Below are 19,949 nucleotides of genomic sequence, written 5' to 3' on the forward strand. Positions count from 1 at the left end.
GCGCGCTGGCGAGGATCAGGCGACGACGGCATTGTCACGGCGCACGGCCTCAGCCTGGATTGTGAGGCCGCGCAGGCGGTCCAACAGATCGTCGGGCTCCTGAGGTGCGGCCGCGCCGCGCCAGGCGATGTGCGAATCCGGTCGCACCACGAGCAGGCTGTCAGCGAAGTCGTAGCCGGCCTTGGCCCGGTCGACGTCGACGAGCGTCAAGGGAGCGCCCTGGCGGGCTGCGGCCGCGACCAGCGCCTCGGCATTGATGGTTGGATCGAACCGGACCAGCGTATAGGCCGGGCCGAGCGCGTCGAGCAGCGAGCGGCCATCGGCGAGCCACACATGCGGGGAGCGTGCGCCCGGCACGGTCGACGCGGTGAAATGGCCCATGCCGTAGGGCGGCGGCGTCTCGCCATCGTACGAAATGGCCGGTGACCGGTCGTAGTAGTAGCCGAAGTTCAGGCCGGAGCAGCAATATTGCTGCACGTTGAGGTCGTAGGCCGCCTGTCCCACCTTGCGGCGCGCCTCATCGCCCACGGGGCCGTCCATTTCGACTTCGGCAGGCACGCTGCGTCGCTGGCTCATCACGGCGAGCGCATGGTTCATCGCGAAGTGCGACACCTGCTCGGTGATCGGCTGCCGCTCCGCCTCATAGGCGTCCAGCAGGGCAGGGGCAGCCCAGCCGTGCAGCACGCCGGCGAGCATCCAGCACAGGTCGACCGCATCGGCGATCCCGGCATTCATGCCGTAGCCCGCATAGGGAATCCACAGATGCGCCGCATCGCCACAGATGAAGGCACGGCGATCGCGAAAGCGATCCGCCACCAGGCGGCGTCCGATCCAGTCCTCCTTGCTGATGACCTCGTACTCGAAACGGTCGTCGACACCGAGAATGGTGCGCAACGCCCAATCGCGATCGACACTGTCGAATTCGACTTCCTCGGCCGCGAGGTGGTTGTGGATCAGCCAGTTGTCGCGGCCGTCGATGGAGACGGTGGTGCCGCAGCGCCGCGGGTTGAGCGACATCGTCATCCAGGCCGGCTTCTGGGTGATCAGGTCCTTCAGCGCAGGGGCATGGATGTAGGTCGACTGCACCCGCTGCACGACATCGGTGCCGCTGAGCCGCGCGCCGATCAGCTTGCGCACCGCGGAGCGGCCACCGTCGCAGCCAATCAGATAATCGGCCGAAATGGTGATGTCTCGGCCGGCGTCGAGATCGCGTGCCCGCGCGATCACGCCGTTTTCATCCTGGTCGAACCGATCGACCTCGACGCGGTTCAGGATCGTGATGCCGCGTTGCGCCTCGGCGCAAGCGAACAGGATGGGCTCGAGATAGATCTGGTTGATGCGATGGGGCGGCTCGGGCGTCGGCCAATCGGTGTCGGGCCCACCGGTCGCCGTATAGCGGTCCTTGCGGGACGGAATCGGGATGCGCGTCAGCTCGCGGCCGACGACCGTGGTGCGATAGGCGCAGTCGTTGGGAAAGTCGGCCGGCAGGCCGCCTTCGCGCACTTGTTGGACGATGCCAAGGCGGCGGAACACCTCCATCGAGCGCGCGGAGACGTGGTTGCATTTTACGTTGGGCGGCTCTCCGGCGCGCCTGATCTCCGCGACCACGACCTCGATGCCGCGCGAGGCGAGATCCATGGCGGCGGTCAGTCCGACCGGACCGGCGCCCACGATGAGCACCTGGGTTTGAATCGTCTTCATGTCAGTTCTCTTCTGCTCTGAACCTAGGCACGCTCGGCTGTCGAAAGCGCATCCCGCTGCGTGCCGTCGGCGGTCGGAAGACTGCCGCGCATGCCGAGGACGGCAAGGCCAAGGATCACCAGTGCCGAGAACAGTTGCGGCACCGCGCTGGCCTGAAACAGCGAGGACACGTCCCATTTCGCTGCGAGCATCAACCCGCCGATCGTGACGCCGAGGATCGAGCCGAAGCGGCCGATGCCCAGTGCCCAGCCGATGCCGGTGCCGCGGATGTAGGTCGGATAGATGCGCGCCGCGTAGGCGTTGCAGCCGATCTGTCCGCCGATCACCGCGACGCCGGCAATGAAGACGGCCGGCACGAGAATCGGCAACGAGGCTCCCGCGATACCGATGGTGATGATCGAGAGGAAGCCGGCAACGTAGGTCGCGAACAGGACGCGATCGAAGCCGAACTTTTCGATCAGCAGGCCGAGCCCGACGGTGCCAAGCATGCCGCCGAGCTGGAAGGCGATGCCGACGGCGATCGCCGCCTGGACGTCAAGCCCGACACCATGTGTGAGCGTCGGCAGCCAGCTGTTGAGGAAATAGATGTCCATCATGTTCATGAAGAACATCACCCACAGCAGCAGGGTCGGGAGCAGGCGCCGCTTGGTGAACAACTGCGGCAGCAGGAAGCCCTTGCCGCTCTCCTCGATGATCGTAAAGCGCGCGTCGGCGGGGAGGCGGTCCGACGGATCGATCCGGCTCAGCAGCGCGCGCACGCGAACATTCTTGTTGTGGTCGAGAGCCAGCAGCGAGAGCGATTCCGGCAGCCAGATAATGAGAACCGGACAGAGGATGAGCGGCAGAATGCCGCCGATGAGAAAGATGATCTGCCAGCCATAGGCGGTGATGAGCTTCGCCGCGACCGCTCCGCCGATCGCCGATCCGAGCGACACCGTCATGAACATCAGCATGATCAACAGGGTCCTGCGACGCTGCGGCGAATATTCGCCGGTCAGAGCGATCGTGTTGGGCAGGACGCCGCCGAGCCCGAGGCCGGTGAGGAACCGAATGATGACGAGGTCGGATACGCTGGTGGCCTGGGTGGTCGCCAGCGATCCAAGCGCGAACACGAGAACCCCGGCGACGACGAGCCATTTGCGCCCGAGATAGTCGGCCAGCGCGCCGAACACCAGCGAGCCGATCATCACGCCGAACAGGGACGCACCGAACACGGGCCCCAACGCGCCCGGCGCCAGATGCAGGTCCTTGCTGAGGGCAGGGGCGACGAAGCCGAGCGCCTGGGCATCGAAGCCGTCGAGCCCGACGACCAGCGCGCACAGGCAGATCACCCTGATCTGGAAGCCCGACAGCGGCCGCTCGTCGACGTAGCGCGTGAGATTGATCGCTTGCGTCAAATGTCCCTCCCCATGTGCTTGTTGTTGCCTGGCGCGCTTCGCAGCAGCCGCCGGCTGTTTGCAAATATGTTGCATGATCAAACTCTTTCGATTAGCCACAAAATTCTCATTCATTCATGAGGAAAGCTAATGCCCCCGACCTTGCGGCAATTGGAGGCCCTGGTCCTGGTGTATCGGCTCGGCAGCATCACCAGGGCGGCCGCCGAGCTGCGCGTCACGCAGTCGGCGATCAGCCTGCTGATCCGGCAGATCGAGGAGAACTTTCAGCTCAAGCTGTTCGATCGCACGACGCGGGCGCTGCACCCGACGGCGGCCTGCCGTGAGGCGATCACCGCCGCGGAACGCATCCTGGCGGGGACGCAGGGGCTGTCGCAGCGGATGCGCGACCTTGCCGAGATCAAGGCCGGCCGAATTTCCATCGCGGTCTCAGCGGGCGTCGCGTCGGCGCTGCTTCCACGCGTGTTTGCGACGTTTCGATCGCGCCATCCCGAGGTGAGGATCGATCTGCGTGATGTCGCGCCCGACGAACTCCTCGCGATCGTGATGGCCGGGCACGCGGAGTTCGGCCTCGGCAGCGTCGAGGACGACGGCGTGCCGGAGGTCAGGATCGATACACTGATGCAAAGTCCGCTCTCGGCGATCGGCATCAAGGACGGCCGGTTCGAGAAGCACCGCCGTCTGACCTGGGACGGCATCATGAGCTCCGATCTGATCACGATGCGTCACGGCACGCGCATCCGCCGTCAGATCGACGAAGCGCTGGCGCAGACGGGGCGGGCGCTGAAGCCGGCGTGGGAGGTGTCGCTGATCACGACCGCGCTGGCGCTCACGGCGGAGGGCGCCGGCATCAGCATCCTGCCCGCGCACATGCTGCCGAAGGCACAATTTCCGACGCTTGCCGCGATCCCGCTGTCGCAGCCGACGATCCATCGGCATGTCTCGCTGCTGAGCCGCGCCGACTTTGGATTGTCGCCGGCCGCGCAGCGCTTCGTCGAGATCGCAAAGGCCGTGCTGTCGCGGAAGGGCGGCTGATCACGGCTTCGAAGACGGGGACGCTACTTCTCCAGTCGCTTCGCCTCGTTCCACAATTCGTCCATCTCGTCGAGCGACGCTTGTTCGAGTGTACGGCCCTTGGCCGTCAGCGCCTGTTCGATGTGCGCAAAACGGCGCTCGAACTTGGCGTTGGTGCCCCGCAACGCGGTCTCCGGATCCACCTCGGCATGGCGGGCAAGATTGACCAGCGCGAACAGGAGATCGCCGGTCTCCTCGGTCAGCTCGGTCGCATCCTTGTTGTCGAGCGCGGCCTCGATCTCGTCGGCTTCCTCGCGGATCTTCTGCAACACCGCGCGCGGATCGTTCCAGTCGAAACCGACGGTCGCGGCCTTGCGCTGCAGCTCCATCGCGCGGACCAGCGCAGGCTGTCCGGCCTTGATGCCTGACAGCAGCGAGGACTTGCCCGTCTGCGCCTCGGGCGGCCGCCGCGCGGCGCGCTCGGCCTTCTCCTCGGCCTTGATGCGGTCCCATGTGCCTTTGGTGGGCTGGGTGACGTTGCCGTCCTTGTCCGGGAACACATGCGGATGGCGGCGGATCATCTTCTTCGTGATGCCCTCGACGACGTCGCCGAATGCAAACGCGCCTTGTTCTTCGGCGATGCGGGCGTGATAGACCACCTGCAGCAGGAGATCGCCGAGCTCCTCGCGCAGATCGTCGAGATCGTCGCGCGTGATCGCATCGGCCACCTCATAGGCTTCCTCGATGGTGTAGGGCGCGATGGTCCGGAACGTCTGCTCGATATCCCACGGGCAGCCGGTGACCGGCGTGCGCAGCGCCGCCATGATCTCGATCAGGCGTGAGATGTCGCGGGAGGGGATCATGGGCAGGTCCTGACAGCATCGTTCGATCGTGTCCTGTATGCCCCAAGCCGCGCGCGGCTCCCAGCAAAAAGGGCGATTACGCGGGATCGCTCCGCGGGTTGGCCCGACCCGTCGATGATGCTAAGCGGGGGGCCATGAGTGAGCAGGACATGACAGCCCTGGTGCTGTTCTCGGGCGGGCAGGATTCCACGACGTGCCTGGCCTGGGCGCTCGACCGCTTCGCGCGCGTCGAGACGATCGGATTCGCCTACGGCCAGCGCCATGCGATCGAGCTCGCCTGCCGCGACCGGCTGGTCGAGGGCATCGCGCGCCTGCGTCCCGACTGGGCGGCCAAGCTCGGTGACAGCCACACGCTGGACATTCCAACGCTGGCTGCGATCTCCGAGACGGCGCTGACGCGCGACGTCGCGATCGAGATGGGCGCTGACGGCCTGCCCAACACCTTCGTGCCGGGCCGCAATCTGGTGTTCCTGACCTTTGCGGCGGCGCTCGCCTATCGCCGCGGCATCCGCCACATCGTCGGCGGCATGTGCGAGACGGACTATTCGGGCTATCCGGACTGCCGCGACGAGACCATCAAGGCGCTGCAGAGCGCGCTGAGCCTGGGCATGGCGCGCGCGTTCGAGCTGCACACGCCGCTGATGTGGCTGTCGAAGGCCGCGACCTGGCAGTTGGCGCATGATCTCGGCGGCACCGGGCTCGTGGACCTGATCCGCGACCGGTCGCACACCTGTTATCTCGGCGAGCGCGGCGCGCGGCACGATTGGGGGCACGGCTGCGGACAGTGTCCCGCCTGCGAGCTGCGCGCCAAAGGATGGCGCGAATACATCGCGGCGGGCGGGCCATCCTGAATCGGAAGCGGGGCCTTCGGGCCCCGCGGAGAGTTGCGCGACAGGCGAGCGCTCAGGCGGCTTCGTTGTCCGACGGCTCACGCTGGCTGACGATGACGAGATCCGCATCGGCGAGGTCGTGGCCGTCATCGGCCTCACTGGCTGCGGCGGAGGCCGCCTGCGCGACGAGGCGCGCGGTGATGTCGTGATTGGCGTCCTTGCCGCTCTTCTCCCAGGCAGGCGCGTTCAGCACCACGATGTCGTCGTCGTGGGCGGCACCGTCGTGATCGGCGGGCACGATCGACGGCGACTTCACCGGCTTGTCGACGATACGCAGGGTCGGGGCCTCGGCCTCGACCGGCTCCGCTGCGGCCGGTTCGTCCTCGGCCATTTCTGCCTGCTCCGGCGCCGGGTCGACGGCCTCTTCGGCGGGAGCATCCGTGTCGGCGCTCGCAGCGCTGGCCACCGCCTCGGCGGCTTCGGCAGGCTGTTCGGCGGCCGCGGCAAGGCTCTCTGTGGCCGGCGCATCATCATGCGGCGCGAGGCCGAGATGCTGCGAGATCTCCTTGATCACGCGGTCGATCGCCACCAGCACGCGATATTCCGGGATCGAGGCCATGTGCTGCTCGAACCGGTTGCGCGCATATTGCAGCGAGTCGATCACGTCGGTGGCGATGGAGGAGCCCGACGCTTCGGTGCCGTGCAGGGCTCCGGCGGCCTTCTCGGTCGAGCTCTCGATCAGCAGGAAGGCCTCGTATTGCGGAATCGATTTGAGCTTCTCGTGATAGTCCTGACGCACGCCGGCGAGCGTGTCGACGATGGTGGCGAACTCTGGCGCGGGCATTTTCAACGTCCCCTCAACTTCGGCAAAGAAGATGCGGGACGCTACGGACGCACTGATGAATGTTCAATTTCGAACGAATACGGCTGTTCGCGGCATGAATAGCCGGCCGTTAAGACCGCACCATCAAAAGCAGGATCGCCCGCTCACCGGGCATTAAGCATCCTCGCGACCCTTGCGAAACGCTCAGCCGGCAAAATCCTCGGGCCGGAGCTCGATGGGCTTGCCATGTGGGGTGCGATCGGCCGCGTGATCCCAGGCGTCGCGGTAGCGCACGAGCGCATCGGCGGAGGTGACGCCCTTCTCGGCGACCAGACGTTCGAGCGTCGCCAGCCAGTGTCGATAATACGTATCGCCGCAATCGGCGTCGCCGGCCGCTTGCGCGCGTGAAATCTCCTGGGCGAGCGCGGCGGCCCATTCGGGCCAGGTGAACAGCCCGCGGGCGTGCAGCGTGACGGCCATCGCGAAGGCGTGCGCTTCCCACGGCTCGCGAAATACGGGCCCGCTGTCATCGACGGGAATGCCGGGCAGGGCGCGCGTCGCCGCGACCGCCGCCTCACGGTCGGGTGTCATCGGGCTGGCTCCAGATAGGGCTCGAAAGCGTCGACCGTAACCTCCAGCAGCGGATCGGGCGCATCGGCCCACAGCTCGGCACCGCTGAACGCCACCGTGTAGAGCCATTGCGGATCTTCGCCGCCGCCATGGGCGTTGCTGTCCGGAAACACGTGCATGCCTCTGACCGCCGCGACGCGGCCGAGATGGCCCCGCACGTAGCGCGGCAGCCGCGTGTGCGTCGACGGATGGATGTCCTTGGCCCGTACACTGTCGCCGACGGCGAACAGCGCCGGCTGCGTCGCCACGCGTTCGGTCGGGCCACCGCGACGCAGTGTCGGCGCGACGGCATCTGCAGTGAGGATCTTGGCGACGGGCTTGGCCGGATGCAGCACCTTGCCGGCGGCGATCTCATCGGCGTCGACCAGATGCCGCTCCTGCATCAGCCGTTCCAGGCCCGCGAGCCAGATCTGGTAGTAGCTCATGCCGAGGTAGTCGTCCGGCGGACGGTTCTCGCGCGCGAACCGCGACATGTCGATGTTCCAGCCGCCGGGGGGCGCCATCGCCAGCGTCATGGCGAACGCGCGGCGCTCCCATTCGGCGTGAAACACCGGCTCGTTCGGCTCGGGGCGGACCGGACCGAAGCCGGCGACGCCGCCCATGTCATGCGCACCATCCATCAGCGGCCTACCTCGTTCGGTTGCTTCGGCAGGCCGGTGCCGATCATACTGTCGCGCGTGACGAGCTCGGCGAGCCGCTCCGCGCTCCAGCCGTCGGTCCCCGCGGGACGCATCGGCAGCACGAAATAGCGGACCTCGGCCGTCGAATCCCACACCCGGATCTTCGTCGTCGGCGGCAAGTCGAAGCCGAAATCCTTTAGGACGCCGCGCGGATCCTTCACCGCCTTGGCGCGATAGGGCGCCGCCTTGTACCAGACCGGCGGCAGGCCGAGCACGGGCCACGGATAACAGGAGCACAGCGTGCACACGACCATGTTGTGCAGATCCGGCGTGTTCTCGACCGCCACGATGTGCTCGCCCTGGCGGCCGGCATAGCCGAGCTCGCCGATCGCCGGCGTGGCGTCGGCAAGAAGGCGTGCCCGATAGGCCGGGTCGGTCCAGGCACGCGCCACGACCTGGGCGCCGTTGCGGGGACCGACCTTGCTCTCATAGGTCTCGATGAGCACGTCGAGCGCAGCGGGATCGATATATCCCTTCTCGGTCAAGATGCTTTCGAGCGCGCGGACCCGCAGATCGGTCTCGGACAGGTCCGAGTGATCGTGCGGATGGTCGTGATGGTGGTCGTGATCCGTCATGGCACAACCATAGGCGTAATCCGGCACCGCTGTCGAGCCGAGGACGTTACAAACCGACGGTGCGAGCAGTCGCGTTTCAACGCCGCCGCAGCCGTGCGGCGGTCACAATGCCGAGCGCGGCGCCGTCGGTCTTTGACGCGCCGATTCCGGACGCAGATGTGATCGAGGCCGCTCCCTTGCCGCCACCTCGGGCTGTTCAAATCGGAGCGCAGATATGGTTCGTAATGCTTTCGCCGTCCCGATCGGGCACGATAGCAACAGAGGTTTGAGGTTCATCAATGCCGAACGACGTCTCCCGCCGTGATCTTGCAAAGCTGGCCGGGCTGGCCGCCCTCGGGGCGGCCAATGGCCCGGCGCAAGCGGAGGAGGGCGCGGTGAAGGAGGATGCCGGGCGGCGGTTTCCCGCCGATTTCGTGTGGGGGACGGCGACGTCGTCGTACCAGATCGAGGGCGGGGCCACGGCCGATGGCCGTGGGCCGTCGATCTGGGACGTGTTCACGCATTTGCAGGGCAACATCGAGGACGGCAGCACCGGCGACGTCGCCTGCGATCACTACAACCGCTACAAGGACGACGTGCGGCTGATCAAGGAGCTCGGCTGCCGGGCCTATCGGTTCTCGATCGCCTGGCCCCGGCTGTTTCCCGACGGGGGGCTGACTCCCAATCCGAAGGGCCTCGACTTCTACAACCGCCTCGTCGACGAGCTCCTGGCCAACGGCATCACGCCGTACGCAACGCTGTATCATTGGGATCTGCCGCAGGCGCTGCAGGACCGGGTCGGCGGCTGGCTCTCGGTCGACACGGCCAGGGCCTTTGCGCACTATGCGGGCTACGTCGCCGAGCATCTCGGCGACCGTGTGAAGACCATCTTCACCATCAACGAATGCGGCCGCTTCGTTCCGTTCGGCTATGGCCTCGGCGTCGACGCGCCCGGGCTGAAGCTGCCGCAGCAGCAGGTCAACCAGGCGCGCCATCACGTGGCGCTGGCGCACGGTCTCGCCGTCCAGGCCATCCGCTCCGGCGGGCGCGCCGGCATGCGCGTCGGCATGGCCGAGAACATCACGGCCTGCCTGCCGGCGATCGACACGCCGGAGAACATCCGCGCCGCCGAGATCGCGACGCGCGAATTGAATGCCGGCTTCCTCAACGTCATCCTCGAGGGGCGCTACACGGAGGGTTTCCTGGCGTGGTCCGGCAAGGATGCGCCGAAATTCACCGCCGACGAACTGAAGATCATTTCGGCGCCGGTCGATTTCGTCGGCCTCAACATCTACGCGCCGCAAGCCTATGTCGTCGCGTCGGACCGCGCGGCCGGATTCGACGTGCTGCCGATGCCGTCCTCGTTCCCGCACATGAGCTCACCCTGGCTGCTGGTCGGTCCGGAGACGGCCTATTGGGTGCCGAAGCTCGCCGCCAAGATCTGGAATCTCCAGACCATCTACATCACCGAGAACGGCACCTCCTCGGACGACAAGCTGACCGCCGATGGCAAGGTCCACGACCTCGACCGCGTGATGTATCTGCGCAACTATCTCGCCCAGCTGCAGCGCGCAACGTCCGAGGGCGTGCCCGTGAAGGGCTACTTCCTGTGGAGCCTGCTGGACAATTTCGAGTGGGTGTTCGGCTACAAGCAGCGCTTCGGCATCTATCACGTCGACTTCGACACCCAGGTGCGCACGCCCAAGCTCAGCGCGTCGTACTACCATCACGTGATCAGCCGCAACGCCGTGAGCGCGTGAAGCGCCGCGACGCCACCCGGGGTCCCGTCGGGCGCAGTCCGCGCCATTCAGGCGGCCGATGTGCCGTCGGCATCCGACGCATTGAGTGTCGGCGCGCCGGCCTTCACGTCGCGATTGCAAATCCATGATGCGGAAAGCACACCTCGTGCGACTCTTTTGCGCGCATGCCGTTTTCGTGGCGAAAGCTGGCTGCCGATGACGTAAACCGGCAATCTGCCGGCCCCTCAAGCGAGTTTTCCAGCATGCAAGTTTCCGTTGTTTGTCCGCCAGCCGTCCGCGCGGGCGTTCTGTTCTGCGTCCTCGGAGTGATCGCTGGCTCCAGCGCCTGGGCCCAGGGAGCCGCGAACGATGCGGCCAAGCCCGCCACGGAGCAGTCTGCCGCGCCGACGGCCGAAAAGCCCGTAGAGTCCGAGCCGAAACCCGCGGTTGCTCAAACTAGGCCCGCCGAGCAGCCCTCGGATGCCGCCGGCAAGCCTGCGGCCGAGCCTGAGAAGACGGCCGAGAAGCCCGGCGAGCCAGCCGCTGCGGACACCAAGCCCGTTCAGGCCACAGACAGCGCGAGCCAGCAGCCGGCGGACAAAGTATCAACCGAAAAAACCGCGACGGATGCTACGGCCGAGAGCAAGCCGGCCGAGGCCAAATCCGACACCAAGGTCGAACCGAACTCCGGCACCGACGTCGGCCAGAAGCCGGCCGTGACCGAGTCGAAACCGGCAGAGCCCGCTCCGGCCGTTCAGCCCGCCGCCGTCGCCAAGGACGCGCCCGCGCCGGAGAAAGCCGAAGAGAAGGCTGCGGAGAGCAAGCCCGCAGCCGCTGCGCCCGCCGAAAAGCCGGCTGCCGCCGCCGAGGTGAAGCCCGCGGTTGCGCCGGCCGAGCCCAAGACATCCGCGCCGCCGGCCGCAGCTTCTTCCGCGGCCACGCCGGGGAAGGCGGCTGCGAAGCAGGACACCGCGTCTCCGTCGGCCAAGCCCGGACGGCACGGCCACGCGCATGCCCAACATGCCGAGGACGACGCCAAGCCCGCCAAGCGCGAGCAACGCGTCCGCAAGCCCAAGAGCGAACAGAAGAGCGAAATGAAGCGGGAGGCGAAGAGGCGGGGTGTGAACTGCAAGAGCTTCCGCACCTATGACGCGGAGAAGGGCACCTACCGCGGCTACGACGGGCGCGTTCACACCTGCTCGTAAGAGGCAGATAAGGGGCCGATCGGCAAGCGCGCATCGGCGGCGGCCAAGACCGCCACCGGTGAGCACGGCCGATCACACCATCAACGCGGCATCGGCGGCTGAATGCCCGAGGTGTTGCGGGTAAAGAGTGTCCCGAACGTCGAGCCCTGCGGCTGCGCCGGCTGCGGCCGGGCCATTCCCGTGGTGGTCCGCTGCTGCGGCGTCACGATGATCTGCTGGGGCGGGCCTGGGGGCACCGTGCCGCGTGCCTGCACCGACTGGTTGGACATTCGTGACACCAGACGCATCAGCTGATCCTGGCCGGCTTGCAGCTGCTCGATGGCGCGGGTGTGATCGCGGCTGGCCTGATCCTGCGTCGACTTGATCTGTTCGATGCCCTGCTGCAGATCGGCGATGTCACGCGCCATCCTCTGCATCAACGTCGCGGGCTCGCGGGGGCCGGTGGTGTCTTCCGCTCCCCTCAGCGAGGCATTCGACATCATGGCATCCTCGCTACCCTGCTGGGCTGACGCCTCGTCCTGCGGCGCTTCGCTGGCGCCCGGCATCCAGCGGTCCATCAGCGAGGTGCCGGCGTCGCGCTGCGACCAGGCGACCGAGCCACCGACCAGCACGACCAGCAGAGCGAGACCCACGGCGTTGCGCCCGCGCAGCCTGCCGAGCGGTGCCTTCATCCGCGCCCAGCGGCTGGCCCCGGCGTCTGCCGCCCCGCTCGTGCTCGCTGCCGCCGCGGCATCCGCCGCCACGCCGGGCCTCTCGATCGCCGCGAGCCGCGTATCGATCCGGGTCAGCACCTCACGCAGGACCCGCCGGTACAGTTGATCATAGCTTGTCTTCTCGGGCTTCCCAGGGGCGAGGCCGATCTCGCTCTGATCAATCTGTTGCACGTTCTGTGTGGACTGCATTGCTGATCCCCAAACCCTTGGCCCGCCGCCGACGCCGATGTTCTCTTTGAATTTTCAAACGTGACTCGACCCGCCGCTTTGGCCGAAAGCAAGACAGCGTCGTGACGAGGAGGGGGCCTTTTCGGACCATCTCTCCCTCGCTGCAGCGCCAGTCGATCGCTTCGAGAGGCCTGAATCGCCCTCTTGTTGCGCGCTGCCGAGCCTTCGAGGTACTATCCGACCGATGTTCTTGGGGGGATTGGGGCCGGTGCAAAGCTTGATTGTCATTGCGCGCGCAATGTTGTGCGCAGCGTTCGTCGTCCTGTCCGCTCACGCGCAGGCCGTGCCTTTGGATGAGGCCACGCGCAAGGCTGAACTGATGGCGGCCTGGCAGGCGGCGAGCCAAGCGGGCACCGACGGACCAAGCGACATCGTGCTGATCGACCAGGGCACGCTGAAGCTGCCGGCCGACTACTTCTACGTCCCGAAGAACGAAGGCCTGCGGGTCCTTCGCGCGCTCGGCAACGTCGTCAACGACGCGACCTTCGTCGGGCTGGTCGTCGGCAGACGCCAGAACGACGACTGGATGGTGGTCATCAAGCACATCAAGGAAGGCTACATCAAAGACGACGACGCCAAGAGCTGGAACGCGGACGATCTGCTGAGCAACCTTCGCGCCGGCGCCGACGAGGCGAACAAGGACCGTGCGGCGCGCGGATTTCCGGAAATGGCCGTGGTCGGCTGGGTCGAGCCGCCGGCCTACGACGCCACGACGCATCGTCTCGTCTGGTCGCTGCTCGCCAAGGAGAAGGGCCAGCCCGACGATGCGCCGAAGAACATCAACTACAACACCTACGCACTCGGGCGTGACGGCTATTTCAGCCTGAACCTCCTGTCCGGCTCGGAGCGGATCGCGGGCGACAAGGCGGTGGCGCACGAGCTGCTGTCCGATCTCTCCTACAATGCTGGCAAGCGTTATGAGGATTTCAGTGCCAGCACGGATCGGATCGCCGAATATGGATTGCTGGCGCTGGTCGGCGGCGTTGCCGCGAAGAAGCTCGGGCTGCTGGCGCTGGCCGGTGCGTTCGTCCTGAAGTTCGCCAAGATCATCATCTTCGCCGTCGTCGGCGCCGGGGCCGCTGTCATGAACTTCCTGCGCCGCAAGCCGCGCGGCGACAACGCGGGCGGGCCGACGTGAAGGGTCTCCTGCTGATCCTGTTCTCCGGCCTGAAATGGGGGAAGCTCGCCATGAGCGGCGGCACGATGCTGCTGTCGCTGGTCGTCTATGCCGGCATCTGGGGCTGGCGCTATGCGGCCGGCTTCATTGCGCTCCTGTTTGCCCATGAGATCGGACACTACGTCGCCGCACGTCAGCGCGGCCTCGACGTCGGCGCTCCCGCCTTCATCCCGTTCGTCGGCGCCTGGATCGCGCTCAAGGAGCAGCCGGTCGACGTCGAGACGGAGGCCTATGTGGCACTCGCCGGTCCGCTGGTCGGGACCGCGGCCGCGCTCGCGGTCTATCTGTGGGCGCGATCGGACGACAGCAATCTGCTGCTTGCGATCGCCTATTCCGGCCTGTTCCTCAACCTGTTCAACCTGCTGCCGATCTCGCCGCTGGACGGCGGCCGCGTCACCAGCGTGCTGAGTCCGCGCATCTGGCTGCTTGGCGTTCCCATGCTGCTGGCCTTGATGCTCTATCGGCCGAGCCCGATGCTGATCATCATCGCCATCCTCGCAGCCCCGCAACTGATGAAGGCCTGGCGCTACGATCCCGGCGCGCCCGAGAACGTCGCCTATTATGGCACGACGCTGCAGACGAAGCTCGAATATGCCGGGACTTATCTCGCGCTCGCGGCGCTTCTCGCCGTCATGACCTACGACGTGCACGAGATGCTTGGGCACGTGCGTCAGTTTGGTTGAGTTGAGGTTGCCGCTTCAGTCGAGAAGCTTCATGTAGGTCAAAGGGCACCGTCTCGTCGTAAGGAAGCGCCCCGTCGTAAGGACATGGCCTTCTTCAACTCGGAATTTCCGCTGCTGCAATGCAGCGGATATATTTGGGCCGCGCGCAGGAACCATGCAGTCCTGTAAGACATTCCGTGAGCCATGAGCGCGGCGCGCTATCACAATGCGCTGAGCGCAGAGCACGTCTCGGGATGTTCCCTTGCTCACTGGCATGTGGGAGACCAAAGTCGAGCCTGCCCGTCAGAGGCATAAGGATTCGGGAGGTTTCATGATTTCGCTCAAGTCCATCTTGCTTGCGAGCTGCGCAACTGCGCTCGTCTCCTCGGCCGCCTGGGCCGCAGACCCGATCAGGATCGGTGTCATCTCCGAGGCACAGGCCGTCGCCGGCTCGTCGATCGCACCCGCAGCGCAATTGGCCGCCGAGGAGATCAACGCCAAGGGCGGCATCGACGGGCGCAAGATCGAGATCGTCGTCTACGACAATCACTCCTCCTCGGCGGAATCGGTGCGCGCCTTCCAGCGCGCCGTCAGCGAGGACAAGGTCAACGCGGTCATCGCGAGCTACATCTCCGAGGTCGTGCTGGCGCTGGAGCCGTGGGCAGGGCGCCTCAAGACGCTGATGATCACGCCCGGTGCCGCGTCCGACGTCATCACGCAGAACATCGCCAAGAACTACGACCAGCTCAAATACACCTTCCACGGCTATCTGACCTCGACCTCGTTGGCCGGCCTCGTCTGCGACGCGGCCAAGGACCTGCTGGTCGAGCCCTATAAGATGAAGACCGCGGTGATCATGAGCGAGGACGCGGCGTGGACGACGCCGCTCGACGCCGGCTACGAGAAATGCCTGCCGGAGATCGGGCTCAAGGTCGTCGACCACATCCGCATGTCGCCTGACACCACCGACTTCACGCCGATCTTCAACAAGATCGAGGGCCTGAAGCCGGACGTCATGATCACCGGCATCTCGCATGTCGGCACCCAGCCGACCGTGCAGTGGAAGAGCCAGCAGGTGCCGATCCCGATGTTCGGCATTTCCTCGCAGGCGACCAACTCGACCTTCTGGAAAGACACCAACGGCGCCGTCGAGGGCGTCATGTACAATGCCGTGTCGGGACCGGGCGTCGCGGTGACGCCAAAGACGCTGCCGTTCGTGGAGGCCTATCAGAAGAAGTTCGGAAACTTCCCGTCCTATGCCGGCTACACCTCCTATGACGACGTCTACATGATCGCGGATGCGATCCATCGGGCCGGCGGCACCGATCCCGACAAGATGGTCGAGGCGATGGAAGCGACCGACTATGTCGGGACGATCGGCCGCATCGCCTTCAAGCCGAAGGGCGACCCGAACCCGCACGCGCTGCGGACCGGAAAGGGCTACATCACCGGGCTGATGCTGCAATGGCAGAACGGCAAGCAGGTCAACGTCTGGCCCAAGGAGCTCGCCGCCGGCACCGCCACCTGGCCGTCCTTCATCAAGCTCAAGGCGGCCAGCAACTGACGCATCGCGGGCCGCTCCTTCAAGGAGCGGCCCATTTTCTTGGTGCCTCAGTCTGACGTTGCAGGTCGATTTTCAATGCTTTTCTGGCAGATCTTGATCGATGGCTTTGCCATCAGCGCGCTGTATGCCCTCGGCGCGACCGGCTTCACACTGATCTTTGGTGTCTCGGGCGTGCTCAACCTTTCCCACGGCGCCATCATGGTCGGCGCCGCGGTTGCAGCCTGGGCTGCCGCCAGCGAATTCGGTGTCGGGCCCTACACCGGCGCGCTGATCGGAGTCCTCGCCGGCTTCATTTTGGCCTTCGCCACCTACTTCATCGCCGTCAGGCCGATCCAGCGCTCCAAGGTGATTGCTGAATCGGAGAAGGAGATCTTCATCCTGACCGCGACGCTGCTGTGGGGCATCATCATCCAGGAGGCGATCGCATATTTCTTCACCAACAATGCCAAGACCGTGCTGCCGATCGTCGAGGGCGTCACCACGGTGTTCGGCGTGCGCACGCCACGCAACGAATACTTCACCGCCGTGATCTGCTGGGTCGCCATCGGGCTGTTGTGGTTCCTGGTCAACCGCACCAGGCGCGGCAAGGCTGTCATGGCGGCGTCGATGAATCCGCGCGGCGTCACCTTGCTGGGCATCGAACTATCGTCGATCTACCTCACCGTCTGGGCCATCTACGGCCTGCTGGCGGGGGTGGCCGGCATCCTGCTCGGCATGTTCTTGGGGGTCAGCTCCTACAGCGTCGGGCCGCTGACGGCGAGCGCGTTCTCGATCGTCGTGCTCGGCGGCCTCGGCAGCGTGTCGGGCTCGCTGATCGCGGCCTATGTGGTGGGCTATCTCGAGACCGGAACGGCCTATCTGATCTCGCCGGCCTACCGGACGATCCCGGCGCTGCTGCTGCTCGTCGTCGTCATGTATCTGCGCCCGCAAGGGCTGTTCGGACGGAGGTGAGCATGCCTGCATTCGTTACGTCGCGGCTGTTCTGGATCGCACTCCTGACCGTGATCGTGGCTCTGGTCCTGCCGGCCTACGTCTCAGGCTACGTCCTCGGGCTGCTGACGGTCGCGTACTACACGGCCGTGTTCGCGATGTCCTGGGACCTGCTGTTCGGCTTCGCCGGCGAGGTCAATTTCGGACCGACCTTCCTGATCGGCGTCGGCGCCTATACGGCCGGCATTCTCGATGCGCACTTCTCGCCGGGCCTGTCGATCTGGCTGTGCATCGCCGCCGGCGCCCTGGCGGCGGTCGTCGGCGGCGTCGTGCTGGCGCTGCCGGCGCTGCGCGTCAGCGGGCCGTATTTTGGCCTGACGACGCTGGTCGCCGTGCTGATGCTGCAGAACTTCATCGTCGTCGCCGCGGGGCTGACCGGCGGCGAGATCGGCCTCGCCGTGCCGGACGTGATCTCGATCGACGCCAAAACCAACTACTGGATCGCGCTCGGCTTCATGCTGGTGAGCGGTGCGATCCTGTTCGGCTTGTCGCGCAGCGCCATCGGGCTGATCCTGCAGGCGAGCGGGCAGGACAAGATCCAGGCCGGCGCGCTCGGCTTCAATGTCACCAAGCACAAGCTCGCCGCCTTCGTCGTCAGCGCGTTCTTCTCCGGGCTCGCCGGCGCACTGATGGTGTTCTACATGGGCACGGCCTCGGTCTCGACCTTTGTCGATGTCGGCGTCGGCGTGCAGATCATCATCGCCGCGGTGCTCGGCGGCCGCCGCACCGTCATCGGCGCCGCGATCGGCGCGATCTTCCTGATCGGCATGGGCGAGCTGCTGCGGCCGCTCGGCGAGCTCGCCACCCTGATCGTCTCGGTGATCGCGCTCGTGGTCATCCTGTTCTTCCCCGACGGCTTCCTCGGCATGATCAGGGGAGGGGCCAAAGCATGAAACAAGGCATGAGCAGCGCTCCGATGCTGGAAGTCAGCGGCCTCACCAAGCGCTTCGGGGGCCTCGTCGCCGTCAAGAATTTGAGCTTCTCGATCCGCCCGGGTGAGATCCTCGGCCTGATTGGGCCGAACGGCTCGGGCAAGTCGACCGCGATGAAGAGCGTCATGGGCGTCGAGCGGCCGACCGCGGGCTCGGTCAGGCTCGACGGCGTCGAGCTCGCGGGCCTGCCGTCGCATCGCATCGCGCGCATGGGCGTCGGGCTGGTGTTCCAGCATTCGCGGCCGCTGGCGCGCCAGACCGTGCTGGAGAACATCAAGGTCGCGCTGCTGCCGGACAAGCTGACGCGGCTGTTCGCCGACAAGGACGTCGATGCGCGCGCCCGGGCCATTGCGGAGCGCGTCGGCCTCGGTGGCGTCATCGACCGGCGGCCGCCGACGCTGGCATTTGCCGATCTGCGCCGGCTCGAGCTTGCGAAGGCGGTGGCGCGCAGCCCGAAGCTGGTGCTCGTGGACGAACCTTTCGCCGGCCTCACGGCGTCCGAGGTCGCCGACTTCTCCGAGCTCATCCGCGAATTCCGCGACGACGGCCACGCGGTGCTGCTGGTCGACCACAACGTCAAGAGCGTGTCGGCGCTGGTCGACCGCGTGCTGGCGATGTATCTCGGCGAGAAGATCGCCGAGGGCAGGGCGACCGAGGTGATGCAGGACGAGACCGTCCGCCGGGTCTATCTCGGCGGCGCGCTGGTCTCGACCGCGCGGCCGGAGGCCAGCTTCGAGGACGTCACGCCGGCGCTGCAGGTCGACAAGGTCGGCGTGCTCTACGGCAAGGCGCAGGCGCTGCAGGACGTTTCGCTGCACGTCCATGAGGGCGAGTTCGTCTCGGTCGTCGGCCTCAACGGCGCCGGCAAGACGACGCTGTTCAACGCGATCTCGGGCCTGGTGCCGTATTCGGGCGACGTGAAGTGGGCAGGGCGCAGCCTTGCCGGCGGCACGGCGGCGCAGATCGCCCGCTCAGGCATCGTGCAGTGTCCGGAAACGCGCGAATTGTTCGGCGACATGAGCGTGCGCGAAAATCTCGAGCTCGGCGGCAATGCGCTGTCCGACGCCGAGCGTGCCGAGCGGCTCGAATGGCTGTTCGGCCTGTTTCCGATCCTCAAGTCGCGGCAGCCGCAGCTGGCGCGCACGCTGTCCGGCGGCGAGCAGCAGATGCTGGCGATCGCGCGCGCACTGATGATGAAGCCGAAGCTCCTGATCCTCGACGAGCCGACGCTCGGACTTGCGCCGGTGATCCTGGAGACGTTGTCGAAGGCGCTCGATCGACTGCGCGAGACCACCAAGATCACGGTGCTGCTCGGCGAACAGAACGTCACCTTCGCGCTCCCGCACGCCGACCGCGTCTACGTGCTGGATCATGCCAAGATCGTCTGGGAAGGCCCGCCGGATCGGTTCGAGGCCGAAGCCGCGGCGAACTATCTGTGAGGGACGGGGGCAGGGAGCAGGGGCGTCCCTGCTCCCTGCCCGGATCTCATGAGTTCGGAGCTACGGGAAACGAGGCGGGCGCGCCTGTGGCGGCCGGGGCGCAAGGCGCGCCGCGGCGCCGACGGTCGTCGGCTCGGTCTTCGCTGCGCGGAACGCGCGTGCGAGCTGGTCCTGGCTGGCCTGCAGCTGTTCGATCGCCCTGGCGTGATCGCGGTTGGCCTGCTCCTGGCTGGACTTGAACTCCTGAAACCCGCTCTGCAGTTCGGCCACGTCATGCGCGATCTTGTCGATCAGCGGCGCGACGTCCCGGTCGGGAGCAGACGGCACGTCATGCTCCGGCGTAGCCTCCGCCATCGCGGAGGATGGATCGCTGGCGCGCGTTGACGTCGATGCCGATGACGTCTCCGGTGTTGGTGAAACGGATGGTGATGGTGAGGCAGGGGCCGTCTCGGCCGCACTCGATCCGTTCGCCGCCGTCTCCAGTGCCACCACCGGCGGATTCGCCGCCTGAGCATTCTCACGCCGGATGGATTGAACCGCCGCTTCGATCCGGTCGGTGACGGAGGTGATGGTCTCGGTATGGTCCCGCGCCAGGGTGATGGCAGCGCCGATGAGCCCGGCCGACGCCATCAGCGTGATCATGGCCCGCAATACGGGCCGGCGCCGGGCCGGAGGAGGCGTTTCCACGTGTTCGCTGCCTGCAGCGGGTTCGATAGCCTCGACCGCATCAGCGGCGGCCTGGGCCTCGATGTCGGCGATCCGCTGATCGATACGTGCGCGCACCTCGGCCAGCACCCGCTGATAGATCTCC

The 19,949-nt window shown here is 66.4% G+C and carries 19 protein-coding genes; 10 read left to right on the forward strand and 9 right to left on the reverse strand.

What is annotated here, in order from left to right:
* Window positions 1-15: 15 nt before the first annotated feature.
* Both ACQR1E_RS01425 and ACQR1E_RS01430 read right to left on the reverse strand, forming a co-directional pair.
* Window positions 16-1,701, reverse strand: coding sequence for an FAD-dependent oxidoreductase (locus tag ACQR1E_RS01425; protein WP_434896565.1), 1,686 nt, complete (start codon window positions 1,699-1,701; stop codon window positions 16-18).
* Window positions 1,702-1,724: 23 nt separating this feature from the next.
* Window positions 1,725-3,098, reverse strand: a complete 1,374-nt coding sequence (locus tag ACQR1E_RS01430; RefSeq protein WP_434896566.1) for an MFS transporter — start codon at window positions 3,096-3,098, stop codon at window positions 1,725-1,727.
* A 129-nt stretch (window positions 3,099-3,227) separates the two neighbouring features.
* On the opposite strand from ACQR1E_RS01430, the gene ACQR1E_RS01435 reads away from it, so the two are divergent.
* Window positions 3,228-4,130 carry a LysR family transcriptional regulator gene (locus tag ACQR1E_RS01435; protein ID WP_315711905.1) on the forward strand — a complete coding sequence of 301 codons (903 nt, stop codon included), beginning with the start codon at window positions 3,228-3,230 and terminating at the stop codon, window positions 4,128-4,130.
* A 23-nt stretch (window positions 4,131-4,153) separates the two neighbouring features.
* Here the strand turns inward: ACQR1E_RS01435 and mazG are convergent, their stop codons facing one another.
* Complete coding sequence (gene mazG / locus ACQR1E_RS01440) at window positions 4,154-4,972, reverse strand: nucleoside triphosphate pyrophosphohydrolase (protein WP_315751542.1); 819 nt, start codon at window positions 4,970-4,972, stop codon at window positions 4,154-4,156.
* 134 nt (window positions 4,973-5,106) lie between these two features.
* Between mazG and queC the strand changes: the two genes are divergently transcribed.
* Complete coding sequence (gene queC / locus ACQR1E_RS01445) at window positions 5,107-5,823, forward strand: 7-cyano-7-deazaguanine synthase QueC (protein WP_434896567.1); 717 nt, start codon at window positions 5,107-5,109, stop codon at window positions 5,821-5,823.
* 52 nt (window positions 5,824-5,875) lie between these two features.
* Here queC and ACQR1E_RS01450 read toward each other — a convergent pair whose 3' ends face one another.
* From ACQR1E_RS01450 to nthA, 4 genes are all read right to left on the reverse strand, one after another.
* The gene (locus ACQR1E_RS01450; protein WP_316172032.1) at window positions 5,876-6,646 is read right to left on the reverse strand and encodes a hypothetical protein; all 771 of its coding nucleotides are present in this window, start codon (window positions 6,644-6,646) and stop codon (window positions 5,876-5,878) included.
* Window positions 6,647-6,829: 183 nt separating this feature from the next.
* Window positions 6,830-7,216 carry a nitrile hydratase accessory protein gene (locus ACQR1E_RS01455; RefSeq protein WP_434896568.1) on the reverse strand — a complete coding sequence of 129 codons (387 nt, stop codon included), beginning with the start codon at window positions 7,214-7,216 and terminating at the stop codon, window positions 6,830-6,832.
* A complete protein-coding gene (gene nthB, locus ACQR1E_RS01460) occupies window positions 7,213-7,875 on the reverse strand; it encodes a nitrile hydratase subunit beta (RefSeq protein ID WP_316187121.1) in 663 nt (220 codons plus the stop codon). The genes ACQR1E_RS01455 and nthB overlap by 4 nt, the downstream gene beginning before the upstream one ends.
* Window positions 7,875-8,510, reverse strand: coding sequence for a nitrile hydratase subunit alpha (gene nthA / locus ACQR1E_RS01465; protein ID WP_316187120.1), 636 nt, complete (start codon window positions 8,508-8,510; stop codon window positions 7,875-7,877). The genes nthB and nthA overlap by 1 nt, the downstream gene beginning before the upstream one ends.
* A 278-nt stretch (window positions 8,511-8,788) precedes the next feature.
* Between nthA and ACQR1E_RS01470 the strand changes: the two genes are divergently transcribed.
* Complete coding sequence (locus tag ACQR1E_RS01470) at window positions 8,789-10,249, forward strand: GH1 family beta-glucosidase (RefSeq protein ID WP_315711917.1); 1,461 nt, start codon at window positions 8,789-8,791, stop codon at window positions 10,247-10,249.
* A 242-nt stretch (window positions 10,250-10,491) separates the two neighbouring features.
* On the forward strand, window positions 10,492-11,433 hold the full coding sequence (locus tag ACQR1E_RS01475; protein WP_434896569.1) for a hypothetical protein: 942 nt from the start codon (window positions 10,492-10,494) through the stop codon (window positions 11,431-11,433).
* Between the two features lie 80 nt (window positions 11,434-11,513).
* Here the strand turns inward: ACQR1E_RS01475 and ACQR1E_RS01480 are convergent, their stop codons facing one another.
* Window positions 11,514-12,335 carry a hypothetical protein gene (locus ACQR1E_RS01480; protein WP_315711919.1) on the reverse strand — a complete coding sequence of 274 codons (822 nt, stop codon included), beginning with the start codon at window positions 12,333-12,335 and terminating at the stop codon, window positions 11,514-11,516.
* A gap of 322 nt (window positions 12,336-12,657) precedes the next feature.
* Here ACQR1E_RS01480 and ACQR1E_RS01485 point away from each other — a divergent pair, with 322 nt between their 5' ends.
* The 6 genes from ACQR1E_RS01485 to ACQR1E_RS01510 all read left to right on the forward strand — a co-directional run bounded on the left by ACQR1E_RS01485 (window position 12,658) and on the right by ACQR1E_RS01510 (window position 19,138).
* Window positions 12,658-13,512 carry a DUF2167 domain-containing protein gene (locus ACQR1E_RS01485; protein ID WP_434896570.1) on the forward strand — a complete coding sequence of 285 codons (855 nt, stop codon included), beginning with the start codon at window positions 12,658-12,660 and terminating at the stop codon, window positions 13,510-13,512.
* Entirely contained in the window at window positions 13,509-14,234 is a 726-nt protein-coding gene (locus ACQR1E_RS01490; RefSeq protein WP_434896571.1) for a site-2 protease family protein, read from the forward strand. The genes ACQR1E_RS01485 and ACQR1E_RS01490 overlap by 4 nt, the downstream gene beginning before the upstream one ends.
* Before the next feature lie 310 nt (window positions 14,235-14,544).
* Complete coding sequence (locus ACQR1E_RS01495; RefSeq protein WP_315711922.1) at window positions 14,545-15,777, forward strand: ABC transporter substrate-binding protein; 1,233 nt, start codon at window positions 14,545-14,547, stop codon at window positions 15,775-15,777.
* A gap of 75 nt (window positions 15,778-15,852) precedes the next feature.
* Complete coding sequence (locus ACQR1E_RS01500) at window positions 15,853-16,728, forward strand: branched-chain amino acid ABC transporter permease (RefSeq protein WP_315751552.1); 876 nt, start codon at window positions 15,853-15,855, stop codon at window positions 16,726-16,728.
* A gap of 2 nt (window positions 16,729-16,730) precedes the next feature.
* The gene (locus ACQR1E_RS01505) at window positions 16,731-17,660 is read left to right on the forward strand and encodes a branched-chain amino acid ABC transporter permease (RefSeq protein ID WP_315751553.1); all 930 of its coding nucleotides are present in this window, start codon (window positions 16,731-16,733) and stop codon (window positions 17,658-17,660) included.
* Window positions 17,661-17,668: 8 nt separating this feature from the next.
* Window positions 17,669-19,138: an ATP-binding cassette domain-containing protein gene (locus ACQR1E_RS01510; protein WP_434896572.1), complete on the forward strand. Its 1,470-nt coding sequence runs from the start codon at window positions 17,669-17,671 to the stop codon at window positions 19,136-19,138.
* A 60-nt stretch (window positions 19,139-19,198) separates the two neighbouring features.
* Here ACQR1E_RS01510 and ACQR1E_RS01515 read toward each other — a convergent pair whose 3' ends face one another.
* Window positions 19,199-19,933, reverse strand: a complete 735-nt coding sequence (locus ACQR1E_RS01515) for a hypothetical protein (RefSeq protein ID WP_434896573.1) — start codon at window positions 19,931-19,933, stop codon at window positions 19,199-19,201.
* Between the last annotated feature and the right edge of the window lie 16 nt (window positions 19,934-19,949).

The sequence above is a fragment of the Bradyrhizobium sp. HKCCYLRH1030 genome, assembly GCF_051168395.1.
Classification (GTDB): domain Bacteria; phylum Pseudomonadota; class Alphaproteobacteria; order Rhizobiales; family Xanthobacteraceae; genus Bradyrhizobium.

Coding starts and splice junctions, on each gene's coding strand:
- ACQR1E_RS01425 (WP_434896565.1), bottom strand. CDS start 1,701: ATGAAGACGATTCAAACCCAGGTGCTCATCGTGGGCGCCGGTCCGGTC.
- ACQR1E_RS01435 (WP_315711905.1), top strand. CDS start 3,228: ATGCCCCCGACCTTGCGGCAATTGGAGGCCCTGGTCCTGGTGTATCGG.
- mazG (WP_315751542.1), bottom strand. CDS start 4,972: ATGATCCCCTCCCGCGACATCTCACGCCTGATCGAGATCATGGCGGCG.
- queC (WP_434896567.1), top strand. CDS start 5,107: ATGAGTGAGCAGGACATGACAGCCCTGGTGCTGTTCTCGGGCGGGCAG.
- ACQR1E_RS01450 (WP_316172032.1), bottom strand. CDS start 6,646: ATGCCCGCGCCAGAGTTCGCCACCATCGTCGACACGCTCGCCGGCGTG.
- ACQR1E_RS01455 (WP_434896568.1), bottom strand. CDS start 7,216: ATGACACCCGACCGTGAGGCGGCGGTCGCGGCGACGCGCGCCCTGCCC.
- nthB (WP_316187121.1), bottom strand. CDS start 7,875: ATGGATGGTGCGCATGACATGGGCGGCGTCGCCGGCTTCGGTCCGGTC.
- nthA (WP_316187120.1), bottom strand. CDS start 8,510: ATGACGGATCACGACCACCATCACGACCATCCGCACGATCACTCGGAC.
- ACQR1E_RS01470 (WP_315711917.1), top strand. CDS start 8,789: ATGCCGAACGACGTCTCCCGCCGTGATCTTGCAAAGCTGGCCGGGCTG.
- ACQR1E_RS01475 (WP_434896569.1), top strand. CDS start 10,492: ATGCAAGTTTCCGTTGTTTGTCCGCCAGCCGTCCGCGCGGGCGTTCTG.
- ACQR1E_RS01480 (WP_315711919.1), bottom strand. CDS start 12,335: ATGCAGTCCACACAGAACGTGCAACAGATTGATCAGAGCGAGATCGGC.
- ACQR1E_RS01495 (WP_315711922.1), top strand. CDS start 14,545: ATGATTTCGCTCAAGTCCATCTTGCTTGCGAGCTGCGCAACTGCGCTC.
- ACQR1E_RS01500 (WP_315751552.1), top strand. CDS start 15,853: ATGCTTTTCTGGCAGATCTTGATCGATGGCTTTGCCATCAGCGCGCTG.
- ACQR1E_RS01505 (WP_315751553.1), top strand. CDS start 16,731: ATGCCTGCATTCGTTACGTCGCGGCTGTTCTGGATCGCACTCCTGACC.
- ACQR1E_RS01510 (WP_434896572.1), top strand. CDS start 17,669: ATGAGCAGCGCTCCGATGCTGGAAGTCAGCGGCCTCACCAAGCGCTTC.